We start from the raw sequence: 12,299 nt of genomic DNA on the forward strand, positions 1-12,299 counted from the left end.
GCTTGAACGAGGGCCGCGACCGACCCGGTATGCAAGTCGACGCGGTGGTCCTCGACATCGACGGCGTCCTCGTGGACGTGGCCGACTCCTACCGACGGGCGGTCGTCGAGTCCGTCGAGCGCGTGTACGGCGACACCATCGAGAAGGCCGGCATCCAGCAGTTCAAGGACGCCGGCGGGTTCAACAACGACTGGGAAGTGACCGACGCGGCGGCGCTGTTCGTCCTCTCGGCCCGCGAGGCCGACGTGGCGGACCTCGCGGCCTTCACCGACGCCATCGCCGACCGCGGCGGCGGCCTCGACGCGGCGAAAGCCGTCGTCCGTGACCTGCTGGACGAGAACGCCGCGTCCCGGGTCTTCGAGGCGTGGGACCCCGAGAGACTCCGGGACGTGTTCCAGACGCTGTACCTCGGGAGCGACCTGTACCGGGAACTGGAGGGCGGCGACCCACCGTTCGACGCGCCGGGGTACATCCACGACGAACCGGTGCTGGTCGACCCCGAGACGCTCGCGACCCTGCGAGAGCGCTACGCCGTCGGCGTCGTCACCGGCCGCCCCGCGGCGGAGGCCGACATCGCGATGGAGCGCGTCGGGCTCGACATCCCCGACGAACACCGCTTCACGATGGACGACTGGGCGGAAGGCAAACCACACCCCCACGCCCTCGTGACGCTGGCCGAGCGCTTCGGCGCCGAGCGAGTGGCGTTCGCGGGGGACACGCTGGACGACGTGCGGACGGCGGTCAACGCCGACGCCGAGGACGACGACCGAGTCTACTACGGCGTCGGCGTCCTGACGGGCGGGCTGACCGGGGAAGAGGGCCGCCGGAAGTACGCCGCCGCTGGCGCGAGCGCGGTGGTCGAGACGGTCGACGACCTCACCGACCTGCTGGAGTAGCGGGCCACAGAGAACGGCAGGGATTTCTACGGCGAGTCGGAACGGAGCGGTATGGCACGCCGAGGGAGGGTCGGGTGGTCGCTGTTGGTGAGCATCTGGGCGGGACTCGTCGGCGGCGCGGCCGTCTTCGAACCGGGCCTCCAGTACGTCCAGTTGTACGCCATCGGGTTCGCCCTCGTCGCGTTTCCGGCGGCGTACTGGACGATTTCGAACAACCGGGAGATTTTCCGGACCGCGCACCGGCCCGGCCGCGTCGCGGTGTTCATCCTCACCATCTTCGTCGTGACGGTGACGCTGGCGACGGTGTTCGTGTTGCTGCTGGGCAACACCAGTCCGCTCGGCATCGCCGCGCAGTTGCTGGCGTACGTCGCGGGCCTCGCGGCCGCCCTCTACGCGGCGTACGGCGGCGGCGTCGACTACCTCTGGGACGAGTACACGTAGGCAAGTCCCACCGGTCGCACAACGCTTATTCGCAGGTCGCCCCACCGCGTAGGTATGGATATCGCGCTACTCGGCGGCACCGGCGACATCGGTGAGGGCCTCGCCCTGCGCTGGGCGTACGACACGAACCACACCGTCATCGTCGGGTCGCGCGACGCCGACAAGGCCGACGCGAAGGCCGAAGAGTACGAGACGGAACTGGCCAGTCGCGGACAGGAGGTCACCGTCGCTGGCCTCTCGAACGAGGACGCCGCCGCCCGGGCCGACGTGGTCGTCACGGCCGTCCCCGCCTACCACCTCACGGACACCGTCGAGGCCGTCGCCGACCACCTCGACGACGCCGTTCTCGTCTCCCCAGCCGTGGGCATGAAGCGCGACGAGGACGGCTTCCACTACAACCGGCCCGGCGTCGGGAGCGTCACCGAACTCGCCGCGAAGGCCGCCCCCGAGGACACGCCGGTCGTCGGCGCGTTCCACAACCTCGCGGCCGGTCGACTGGCGAACCTCGACGCGGACCTCGACTGGGACACCATCGTCGTCGGCGACGACACGGACGCCAAAGACACGGTCTGTGAACTCGCCGAGGGCATCGTCGGTCTGCGCGCGCTGGACGGCGGGCCGCTCTCGAACGCCGCCGAAGTCGAGGGACTGACCCCCCTCCTCATCAACGTCGCCCGCCACAACGACGGCATGCACGACCTCGGCGTCCGGTTCCAGTAGCGACCGGCGAGGAGAGACTTTTCACCCCGCAGTCCTACTCCCCGGTGTGGCCTCCCCATTCGAGATACTCGGCGTCGACCCGGACGCGGACGAGGCCGAAATCGTGGACGCCTACCGCGACCGGGTCAAGGAGACCCATCCCGACCAAGGCGGGTCGGCCGAGGCCTTTCAGGCGGTGCAGGACGCGTACGAGCGCATCGAGAACGGGTACGACCCGACCGAGGAGCCACGGCCACCGACGGGTCCCCGTCCAGACGCCAGAGCGGGTTCGACCGACCCCGAACCGGACCCCGACCCGCCCGAACCCGAGGGGGTCGAAGTGCAGTACCTCAACTACGAGGTGCTGGCCGACGAGGGGTGGAGTCTGGACGACGACGACCTGTTCGAGAAGGCCGCCGACGGCGGGTTCGACCCGGCCGACTACGGCCGGTTCCACGTCGCGGAGAACGAGTCGCTGCTGGAGGCCGCCGAAGACGCGGGGTTCGCGTGGCCCTTCGCCTGCCGCGGGGGCGCCTGCACGAACTGCGCCGTCGCCGTCGTCGAGGGAGAGATGCCCTCGCCGGCCAGCCACATCCTCCCGCAGGACCTCCACGAGCGGGGGATTCGCCTCTCCTGTATCGTCGCGCCCACCACGGACGCGAAAATCGTCTACAACGTCAAGCACATGCCCGAGGTCCACGACCTGTTGCTCCCGGCGAGTCGGTTCGAGCAGGCGTCCTCCTCGACCGACTGAGCGGGCGCTCACGGGCCGTCGTCTGTGCCGAAAAGTGTCGAAAGCCGCCTACGCGCCGGCCTGCTGGAGGGCGTCCTCTAGGTCCTCGGCCTGCGTGACGCCGACGAAGCGTTCGACGACGCCGTCGTCGTTCTCGACGATGAGCGTCGGCAGCGAGCGCACCTGATACTCGTTGGCGACGTCCTGCTCCTCGTCGACGTTTATCTTCTCGAACTCGACGTCCCCCCACTTCTCCTCTAGGTCTTCGAGGATAGGGTCCTGCGTCTTGCAAGGGCCGCACCAATCGGCGTAGAAGTCCTTGAGCGTGACCGTCATGGTTCTCTTCGATGTAACCTGTGGTGTCAGATAAGGGTTGTCCATGTGGGTGCACCGGGAGCGAACCCGAAAGGCTTACTCCCCACGAGCGGACAAGTTCGGGTATGAGCAGCGACAGCGGCGGGCTGATGTCGAGTGCCGGACTGGTCCGGTACTTCGACGCCGAGGACCAGAACACCATCCGTATCGACCCGCGAACAATCGTCGCCTTCGGCGTCCTGTTCGGTGGCCTCGTGTTGGTCCTGAACGCGATGGCCTGAGTCCGCGACGTTTTCTATCCTCCGCCGAGTAAGGCGGGTATGCACTTCACACAGCGCGAACAGCGCGCGCTCCGACAGGCCGGCGTCGAACAGGCGACCATCGAGGCGGCCTCCGAGGCCGTCGTGGCCGCCACCGACGCGGCCGCCGCCGACCTCGAAGCGTTCTTCGCCGACCGCGAGACGGTCCACTCGGACATGGACGTCGCCCACAGCTCCGCCGAGATTCAGACCCACGCCGTGGAGTATCTTGACCTCTACACGCACGCCGACGACATCCGCGGCTACCTCCGCTTCGACTCGTGGGGCGTCCCCGTCGAGGGCGGACGCGTGCTGAACGACGACGTGGTCGAACTGACGCTGGGGCCGACAGTCGACGACCGGGTCCGCTTCGCGACCGAGACAGACGCGCTATGAGCGTCCGCATCAGGGGCATCTACACGACGGCGCTGACCCGCCTGCTGGACGACGCGGGCCTCGACGTCGTGCAGGCCTCCGGCCCCATCGAGGACCGCTTCGACACCGAGTTCGCCGTCGAACGAGCGGCGGCGACGGTGACGACGACCGGCGACCGGCAGGGCGTCGGCGTCAGCGGGGACGCCGAGACGGTCGACAGGGTGGTCGACCTGCTGGCCGACCTCGGACGAGACACCCTCTGGTGGGCCGACCCGCTCCCCGAGGGTGCCATCTACGCCGGCGAAGTGACCGAGACGCTCGGGAGCGGCGCCGTCGTCGACTGCGGCGACGGCGAGGGCTTCCTCCCGTACTCGCACGCCGACGACCGGGTCGAGACGGGCGACCGCCTGCGCGTGCAGGTGGTCGAGGGGAGCGCCCCGTGGACCGACGGGCGACCGGTCCTCGACGGGACCGTCGCAGTCCGCGGCGACGTCCTCACGCTGGCACGCGGCGCCTCGAACGCGACGACGGCGGGCGGCCCGGCGATGCTGGACGTCATCGCGGCCGACCCACGGGACGGCTGGGGCGTCTCGTGGGAGCGCGAGAGCGACGAGGCGTCGTTCGACGCGCTGGCAGACGCGCTCTCGGCGGCCAACGACCGCGCTGACGCCATCGAGGCCGTGCTCGACGGGGCGGACCCACCGTCCGACGCCGCGCCCCATCGCTACCACGACGGCGGCGCGACGACGTGGGTGTGGTTCGGCCGGGAGAGCAGGTTCGCGCTGGACGCGCACCGACGCGAGGTCACGACGACAATGGCGGGCCACCACCGCGTGAAGGCGGGGTCGAACGCCGCCAGCGCCGCCGTCGACTACGTGGAGGCGCTGTGTGACGGCCCCGACGGCGAGACGGACTTCCCGTTCGCCGTGACCGCGCGACAGTTCGGCCCAGAGGCGGGCGGGTCGCTGACCCTCGGCCACGGGAAACCCGACGGCCGACTGCTCACGCTGGGCCGGGCCGACGTGCAGTCGGTCGACGCAGACGGGACGGTCACCGTCGAACGGGAGATGTCCCCGGGCGGCGAGTACGACGCGCTGGGCGTCCCGAAGGAGGCCGGCGACGTCGCGGAGACGAAGCTGAAGGAGGGGCGGTGGTGGTACCCGACGACCTACCGGGACGGGGACGGCGAGACGAAGGGCACCTACGTCAACGTCTGCACGCCCGTCGAGATATTCCCGGACACCGCCCGCTACGTCGACCTCCACGTCGACGTCGTCAAGCACGCCGACGGTACCGTCGAACGCGTCGACGACGACAAACTGGAGGCCGCCGTCGAGGCGGGGGATGTGCCCGAAGAACTGGCCGACCGAGCGCGGAGCGTGGCCGCCGCGGTGGCGTCAGCGCTCTCCTGAGTCGACGCTCCCGACAGCCACCGGCGTCAGCGCCGCAGTCGCCACGCCCCGAGTCCGAGCGCCGCGAGCGCCGCGGCCACGCCGAACCCGTCGCCGGCGGCCCCGACGATACCGGGACCGTCGGCCGCTTTGTCCGTCGACTCGGTCGGCGTCCCGAGACGTGGGTCCGAGAACACGTAGACGCCGGGGGTGACCTCCGACCCGGCGTTGGCGTTCGTGTTGGCCGCGAGGAAACACCCGGCACCGCGCTGTGCCGTCCAGAACGAGGTGGTCTCTGAGTCGCGCCACGCGAACACCTCGCGGGGCGCGCTCGGGTCGCGCACGTCGTGGACGGTGACGCCGCCGTTGTACCACGCCGCGTAACACCGGCCGTCGACGAGTTCGAAGTTGTGGGCCGTCGTCAACACGCCACCCGGCGTCGGGTCGCTGGTCGGCGGCGGGTCGATGGTCGCGACGGACACGGGGGCCGTCTCGTCGGTGACGTCGAACAGTTCGATACCGCTCGGACCGCCGGAGCCGTCGTCGTCGAGGTCCCACGACTCGCTCCCGACCCCGAGGAGCGTCGCGTCCCCGTTCACCGTGACGAAGTGGTCGTTGCCCGGCGGTTCGCTCCGCTCGGCGGCGGGGTTCTCGACGGCCGCGAGTGCCGACCGGTCGCGCCCGCGGACCCGCGAGACCAGTGCGATGTCGCCCGGGTCCGACACGTCGAGAATCCACGTCCCGGCGTCCCAGTAGGCCAGATACGCCCGACCCTCGTGGACCCACACGTCGTGGAGGGGGCGCAGGCCGGCGGGCACGTTCCGCCACGCCTCGTCAGCGTCGAACAGCGACCACGTGCCGGCCTCGCGTTCCGTCTCCGTGTCGACGACCAAGAGGGGGTTCCCCTCGCGGCTGTTGGCCGTGAGGTAGGCGTAGCGGCCGTCGAAGTCGCAGTTGTGGATTCGGGTCTCCGTCTCGTAGCCGACCACTCGGTCGGGGTTCTGCCGGTCGCTCACGTCGAAGACGACGAAGCCGTGGGCGCCCTCTGCGGGGTGGGCCGGGCCGGCCACGAGGAGGCGGTCCCCGACGACGGCGAGGTCCTGCACTTCCCGCATCGGCCCCTCGGCGCTGTCGGCCAGGAGGTCCGTCCGGTGGGCGACGAGACGCGGTGCCGTAGGCGCGGTGACGTCCACGACGGCGACCCCCTCGCCGGTGGCGACGTACGCCGTGTGACCGTCGGGACTGGCGACCAGTTCGTGTGCGCCAGAGAGGTCGAGCGTTCCGAGTGGGTCACGGCCCGTCGGCGTCCCGGCCGGCGTCCCCTCGGTACGGTCGCCGGTCGGCGTGGGGTGTGCGCTCGCGGCCCCGGTCGCCGCGCCGACGCCGACGCTGGCCGCGCCGACGCGCCGGAGGAACGCCCGACGGTGCATACCCCGAGTCGGGGCGGGACGGCAAGAAGACTTCCGGTGGGGGTTTTCTTTCGGGCACCCCAAGCGACGGTATGCTTGCACCGGACCTCGACGGGCGGACCGCACTCGTGACCGGGAGCGCGAAGGGCGTCGGCCGCGCACTGTTGCTGGCCATCGCCGACCACGGCGCGGACGTGGCCGTCCACTACAACACGAGCGCCGACGCCGCCGCCGAAGTGGCCGAGACGGCCCGCGAACGGGGCGCGACGGCGACGACCGTACAGGGCGACGTGACCGACCCAGACGCCGTCGATAGCCTCTTCGAGAGCGTCGAGTCGGACCTCGGGAGCGTCGACGTCCTCGTCAACAACGTCGGCGCGTTCGCCCCCTCCCACTGGGAGGACATCGACCACGAGACGTGGCGGACGGTGATGACGACGAACTTCGACGCCACCTGCCTCTGTGCGAAGCGCACGCTCCCGGCGATGCGCGAGCAGTCGTGGGGGCGCATCGTCAACGTCGGCTACGCCACCGCCGAGCGAACGTACGTCGACCCGGTGAACTTCCCGTACTACGTCGCGAAGGCCGGTGTCGTCATGTTCACGCGGATGCTCGCCGCCGAGACGCAGGGCGACGGCATCACGGTCAACGCTGTCTCCCCCTACACCGTCGAGAACTCCGACGAGTTCCCCGAGGACCTGCCGCGCGGGCGACCCGCCTCCTTCGAGGACGTGCAGCAGGCACTGCTGTTCTTCCTCGACGAGGACTCGGACTACATCTCCGGCGAGAACGTCGAAGTCGACGGCGGACTGGTTCCCGAGCGGTTGTAGTCGACGGCGACGCGGACGGTTCGACCCGCTTTGTCGGGCCGCGGAGTCACCGGCGAGAGAGAACGTAGCCGCCGAGAAGCACCAAACCGACGCCGACGGCGGTGGGTGCGATGACGAAGAGGGGATGCCACGGCGCACACCCGTCACACCGTCCTGCGCTCACTCGCGCAGCGACTGTGAGGTGCGTGTAACTGCCGTAGCCCGAGAGCGCGAGTCCAAGCAGGACCGACAGGCCCGCTCCGAGGTCGCGCAGCGTCCGGTCGCGTTCGACCGGCGTGTTCGAGTTGGCCATACGCCGACGTCGGCGCGGCACGTAAAGCACCTTCTGGACGTTCAAAGCGCGGTTTGAGCGAGAGGACCGTCCGCTCAGTTGCCCTGAATGGCGTCGATGACCATCGCCGCGGCGACGACGGGTTCCTTCGGGACGTCGCTGGCGTCGTCGATAGTTATCTCGTAGCGGTCCTTCAGCGAGAACTGGCCGTCGATGTTACCGACGTGGTCGCCGTCCCGGTCGGTAATCTCGTACTTGTGGGGTATCCAGTTCCCGAACGGGAGGGTGTTCCGGGCCAGCGTCACCAGCGCACCGCGGGAGTTGATTTCGGCGAGTTTCTCCTCGGTCTGGGCGTCCCGAATCGTCCACGTGTCCTGCAGGATGGAGTAGTCGTTGTCGAGGACGACGACGTCCTCGCCGGTCCGCGAGTCGGTCAGGACGTAGTTGCCGGCCACGTCGATGATGCCGCCGGCGTTGACTTCGAACACCTCGTTCCCGTCGGCGTCGACGAACGGGAACTTCTCCTTGAGTTTGAACATCTTCTGCTTGCCCCGCAGGACGACGTTGCCGGCGGCGTCCATCGCCTTGTACTTGTTCCGGACGAGGCTCTGTTCGACGGTGTACGTGTCGTCTGAGAGTTCGACGCCCTCGATGTCGTACTTCCCGGTCGTGCTCATACCACCGTCTGGCACGGACACCGACTTGAAACTTTTCGTAGTATTTTCCGTTGGATGAAAATGGCGAGCGGGACCAACCGACAGGGTTTCACGGCCCCCGTCCTTGGGGAACCCATAGATGAGCAAGGACGTCATCGAGGTCAGGGGTGCTGAGGAACACAACCTCAAGGACGTCGACGTGGAGATCCCCCGCGAGGAACTCACCGTCGTCACGGGACTGTCGGGGTCGGGGAAGTCCTCTCTCGCCTTCGAGACGGTGTACGCGGAGGGGCAGCGACGCTACATCGAGTCGCTGTCCGCCTACGCGCGGAACTTCCTCGGCCAGATGGACAAACCGCAGGTAGAGAACGTCGAGGGCCTCTCGCCGGCAATCTCCATCGACCAGAAGAACGCCGCCAACAACCCCCGCTCGACGGTGGGCACCGTCACCGAACTCCACGACTACCTCCGTCTGCTGTACGCCCGCGTCGGCGTGCCCCACTGTCCGGAGTGTGGCCGCGAGGTGGGCGAGCAGTCCGCCCAGAACATGGTCTCGCGCATCCTCGAACTCCCCGAGGGGACCCGTGCCAAACTGTGCGCGCCGGTCGTCCGCGACCAGAAGGGGGCCTTCGAGGACCTGTTCGACGACCTCGTGAGCGACGGCTACTCGCGCGTCGAGGTGGACGGCGAGGAGTTCGACCTCACGATGGACCGGCCGGACCTAGACGAGAACTACGACCACACGATAGACGTGGTGGTCGACCGCGTGAAGGTCTCCGCGGACGCTCGCTCGCGCATCAACGACTCCGTCGAGACGGCGCTCACGGAGGCCGACGGGACGCTGAAGGTCGTCCTGCCGGACCCACCGGAAGGGGCCGCCGACGCGCTGGGCGGGTCGACCGCTCGCGCGACCGGGGACCTGGCCGACACCGAGTCGGACGAGGAGGTCGCCGACGAGGACCGCCTCGTGGTCGAACTCTCGGAGGACCTCGCCTGCACGCACTGCGGCATCGACATCTCCGAGGTCGAGACCCGTTCGTTCTCGTTCAACTCGCCCCACGGGGCCTGTCCCGAGTGTGAGGGGCTGGGCGAGACGAAGGAGGTCAGCGAGGACCTCGTGATTCGAGACCCCAGCAAGCCACTCAAACACGTCTTCGAACCGTGGAGCTACGACCGGACCTACTACTCCCGGCAACTGGACAACGTCGCCGACCACTTCGGCGTCTCGCTGGAGACGCCCTTCGAGGAACTCGACGAGGAGATTCGGCGGCAGTTCCTCTACGGCACGGACGACCTCGTCCACTTCCAGTGGCGCACGAAGAACGGCACGCGCGAGAAGACCGAGCGGTTCGAGGGGGTCATCCCCAACCTCGAACGCCGCCACGTCGAGACGGACTCCGACCGGGCCCGCGAACACATCGAGGAGTTCATGGCGACGACGACGTGCCCGGCCTGTGAGGGTACCCGCCTGAAAGCCGAATCGCGGGCCGTCCTCGTCGACGGCACCGCCATCACCGAAGTCAACCGGATGTCCATCGGCGACGCGCTGGAACACTTCGAGGGACTGGAGGCGAACCTCTCGGCGCGGGACACGAAGATTGCCGAGGAGATTCTCAAGGAGATTCGCGCCCGCCTCGGGTTCATGCAGGAGGTCGGCCTCGAATATCTGACGCTGGACCGCGAGGCGTCCACCCTCTCCGGCGGCGAGAGTCAGCGCATCCGCCTCGCGACCCAAATCGGGTCGGGCCTCGTCGGCGTCCTGTACGTGCTGGACGAACCCTCCATCGGCCTCCACCAGCGGGACAACGACCGCCTGCTGAACACCTTAGAGGAACTGCGCGACTTGGGGAACACCCTGCTCGTCGTCGAACACGACACCGAGACGATGCGCCGGGCCGACCAGATAATCGACATGGGCCCGGGGCCGGGCAAGCGCGGCGGCGAAGTCGTCGTCAACGGCCCGCAGGAGGAACTGATGGACACCGAGGCGTCCGTCACCGGCGACTATCTGGCCGGCGAGCGTGAGATTCCGGTGCCCGAGGAGCGCCGCGAGGCCGACGGCCACCTCACGGTGAAGGGCGCGCGTCAGCACAACCTCGCCGACGTGGACGTCGAGTTCCCGCTCGGGACGTTCACCGCCATCACCGGCGTCTCCGGGTCCGGGAAGTCCACGCTGATGCACGACATCCTCTACAAAGGGCTCGTGCGCCGGATGAACGACACCGACGTCAACCCCGGCGAACACGACGCCATCGAGGGAATCGACGAGGTAGAGACGGTGCGCCTCATCGACCAGTCGCCCATCGGCCGCACCCCGCGGTCGAACCCGGCCACCTACACCAACGTCTTCGACCACATCCGCGAACTGTTCGCCGAGACCAGCCTCGCCAAACAGCGCGGCTACGAGAAGGGGCGCTTCTCCTTCAACGTCAAGGGCGGGCGGTGTGAGGCCTGCGGCGGGCAGGGTACCGTCACCATCGACATGAACTTCCTCTCCGACGTGCAGGTCCCCTGCGAGGAGTGTGGCGGCGCGCGCTACAACGACGAGACGCTCGACGTCACGTACAAGGGCGCGACCATCGCCGACGTGCTTGAGATGACCGTCAAGGAGGCGTACGACTTCTTCGAGAGCCACTCCGGCATCCGCCGTCGCCTCCAACTCCTGAAGGACGTCGGGCTGGACTACATGAAACTGGGTCAGCCCTCGACCACGCTGTCGGGCGGGGAGGCCCAGCGGGTCAAACTCGCCGAGGAACTGGGCAAGAAAGACTCCGGCGAGACGCTGTACCTGCTGGACGAACCGACGACCGGCCTCCACCCCGAGGACGAGCGGAAACTCATCGACGTCCTCCACCGCCTGACCGACGACGGCAACACCGTGGTCGTCATCGAACACGAACTGGACCTCGTGAAGAACGCCGACCACGTAATCGACCTCGGGCCGGAGGGCGGCGAGAACGGCGGCGAACTCGTCGCCGAGGGCTCCCCGGAAGCCGTCGCGCGGACCGACGCCTCCTACACCGGACAGTACCTGCGTGACCTCCTCCCAGACGTCGAACTGGAGGGGCCGCGGGCCGACCGCGACGCGTCCGAGACGGCGGCGAAGGCCGACGACGACTGACAGGCGCGGACACCCCCCGAGCGGGAGGTGTGAGACGTCTACCGAGGTTTTTTGTAGTAGCTAGTTTCTGTGTTGACACATGGCGCAGCCGACTGCGGACCGCGTAGAGCGAAAGCGGGGTATCGGGGGACTGGCGAAGCAGGCGAATCCGGCGTTCGCGGCGGGGGCCGTCGCGGTACCGTTGCTGGCGTTCGGGGCGGCCGTAGCGAGTGGGAACATCCGGGCGCTGACGTACGTCCACGTGATGGCGGGCGTCCTCTGGACCGGCATCGACCTGTTCATGGGACTCGTACTGGGGCCGGTGCTGGGCGGGCAGGCACCGAAACAGCGGGCGGACTTCTTCGCGACGTTCACGCCGAAGATGACGTTCCTGATGCCGTCGCTGGCGACGGTGACCATCGCCGGGGGCATCCTGCTGGCGCTCCGCCTCGGGAAGTTCCCGAACGCGGACCCGTGGCTGGCGCTCCTGACGGCGGCGACCCTGATTCCGGTCGTCCTGCTGGTGGGCTACCAGTTCGACGCGCTGACCGACCCGCGGACGCTCGGCGTCCTGGCCGTCGCCGTCGTCGGGTCTGGGGCCTACCTCGCGACGGCGCTCCCGGCCTTCGCGATGACCTCGTGGTGGGTCGTCGCCGCCCTCGCCATCGTGACGGTCCTGTCCGTGCAGGGCTTCGGCGTCATCCTGCCGGGCGAGGTGCGCATCTACCGGCAAGTCGTCTCCGAGGACCCCGACGTGGACGTGGTCTCGGACATCGGGATGCGCAACGCCAGACTCGGCGGGATTCAGGGTGTCCTCCAGCTAGCCATCGTGTTCGTGATGGTCGGCATCCGCTGGTGGCCGGCCTGAGCGGGCGAAACCGGCA

Annotated in this window: 14 protein-coding genes; 10 read left to right on the top strand and 4 right to left on the bottom strand. The window is 68.8% G+C overall.

Annotated elements, in window-relative coordinates; all coding sequences use genetic code 11:
- Positions 1-29 precede the first annotated feature (29 nt).
- Genes Hhyl6_RS05740 through fer form a run of 4 tightly spaced genes read left to right on the top strand, consistent with a single transcriptional unit; the run spans position 30 to position 2,790 of the window.
- Positions 30-896 carry a TIGR01548 family HAD-type hydrolase gene (locus Hhyl6_RS05740; protein ID WP_483738263.1) on the top strand — a complete coding sequence of 289 codons (867 nt, stop codon included), beginning with the start codon at positions 30-32 and terminating at the stop codon, positions 894-896.
- A 51-nt stretch (positions 897-947) separates the two neighbouring features.
- Complete coding sequence (locus Hhyl6_RS05745; protein WP_483738264.1) at positions 948-1,337, top strand: hypothetical protein; 390 nt, start codon at positions 948-950, stop codon at positions 1,335-1,337.
- A 54-nt stretch (positions 1,338-1,391) separates the two neighbouring features.
- Positions 1,392-2,057, top strand: a complete 666-nt coding sequence (npdG, locus tag Hhyl6_RS05750; protein WP_483738265.1) for an NADPH-dependent F420 reductase — start codon at positions 1,392-1,394, stop codon at positions 2,055-2,057.
- 46 nt (positions 2,058-2,103) lie between these two features.
- Complete coding sequence (gene fer / locus Hhyl6_RS05755; RefSeq protein WP_483738266.1) at positions 2,104-2,790, top strand: ferredoxin Fer; 687 nt, start codon at positions 2,104-2,106, stop codon at positions 2,788-2,790.
- Between the two features lie 48 nt (positions 2,791-2,838).
- Here the strand turns inward: fer and Hhyl6_RS05760 are convergent, their stop codons facing one another.
- On the bottom strand, positions 2,839-3,105 hold the full coding sequence (locus Hhyl6_RS05760; RefSeq protein ID WP_483738267.1) for a thioredoxin domain-containing protein: 267 nt from the start codon (positions 3,103-3,105) through the stop codon (positions 2,839-2,841).
- Between the two features lie 104 nt (positions 3,106-3,209).
- Between Hhyl6_RS05760 and Hhyl6_RS05765 the strand changes: the two genes are divergently transcribed.
- The 3 genes from Hhyl6_RS05765 to Hhyl6_RS05775 are packed head-to-tail and all read left to right on the top strand — an operon-like array spanning position 3,210 to position 5,170.
- Positions 3,210-3,365, top strand: coding sequence for a preprotein translocase subunit Sec61beta (locus Hhyl6_RS05765; protein ID WP_483738268.1), 156 nt, complete (start codon positions 3,210-3,212; stop codon positions 3,363-3,365).
- Between the two features lie 39 nt (positions 3,366-3,404).
- Positions 3,405-3,779: a DUF7532 family protein gene (locus Hhyl6_RS05770; protein ID WP_483738269.1), complete on the top strand. Its 375-nt coding sequence runs from the start codon at positions 3,405-3,407 to the stop codon at positions 3,777-3,779.
- The gene (locus Hhyl6_RS05775) at positions 3,776-5,170 is read left to right on the top strand and encodes a ribonuclease FAU-1 family protein (protein ID WP_483738270.1); all 1,395 of its coding nucleotides are present in this window, start codon (positions 3,776-3,778) and stop codon (positions 5,168-5,170) included. The genes Hhyl6_RS05770 and Hhyl6_RS05775 overlap by 4 nt, the downstream gene beginning before the upstream one ends.
- A 26-nt stretch (positions 5,171-5,196) precedes the next feature.
- On the opposite strand, the gene Hhyl6_RS05780 is transcribed toward Hhyl6_RS05775, so the two are convergent.
- On the bottom strand, positions 5,197-6,579 hold the full coding sequence (locus Hhyl6_RS05780; protein ID WP_483738271.1) for an LVIVD repeat-containing protein: 1,383 nt from the start codon (positions 6,577-6,579) through the stop codon (positions 5,197-5,199).
- 71 nt (positions 6,580-6,650) lie between these two features.
- On the opposite strand from Hhyl6_RS05780, the gene Hhyl6_RS05785 reads away from it, so the two are divergent.
- Positions 6,651-7,388 carry an SDR family NAD(P)-dependent oxidoreductase gene (locus Hhyl6_RS05785; RefSeq protein WP_483738272.1) on the top strand — a complete coding sequence of 246 codons (738 nt, stop codon included), beginning with the start codon at positions 6,651-6,653 and terminating at the stop codon, positions 7,386-7,388.
- Positions 7,389-7,434: 46 nt separating this feature from the next.
- On the opposite strand, the gene Hhyl6_RS05790 is transcribed toward Hhyl6_RS05785, so the two are convergent.
- On the bottom strand, positions 7,435-7,680 hold the full coding sequence (locus tag Hhyl6_RS05790) for a hypothetical protein (RefSeq protein WP_483738273.1): 246 nt from the start codon (positions 7,678-7,680) through the stop codon (positions 7,435-7,437).
- 74 nt (positions 7,681-7,754) lie between these two features.
- Positions 7,755-8,336, bottom strand: coding sequence for an LURP-one-related/scramblase family protein (locus Hhyl6_RS05795; RefSeq protein WP_483738274.1), 582 nt, complete (start codon positions 8,334-8,336; stop codon positions 7,755-7,757).
- Between the two features lie 118 nt (positions 8,337-8,454).
- Here Hhyl6_RS05795 and uvrA point away from each other — a divergent pair, with 118 nt between their 5' ends.
- Positions 8,455-11,436: an excinuclease ABC subunit UvrA gene (uvrA, locus tag Hhyl6_RS05800; protein ID WP_483738275.1), complete on the top strand. Its 2,982-nt coding sequence runs from the start codon at positions 8,455-8,457 to the stop codon at positions 11,434-11,436.
- A gap of 79 nt (positions 11,437-11,515) precedes the next feature.
- Positions 11,516-12,283 (top strand): hypothetical protein, encoded by a 768-nt coding sequence (locus Hhyl6_RS05805; RefSeq protein ID WP_483738276.1) that lies wholly within the window; start codon positions 11,516-11,518, stop codon positions 12,281-12,283.
- Positions 12,284-12,299: the final 16 nt, after the last annotated feature.

Source organism: Haloarcula sp. H-hyl6 (genome assembly GCF_056934455.1).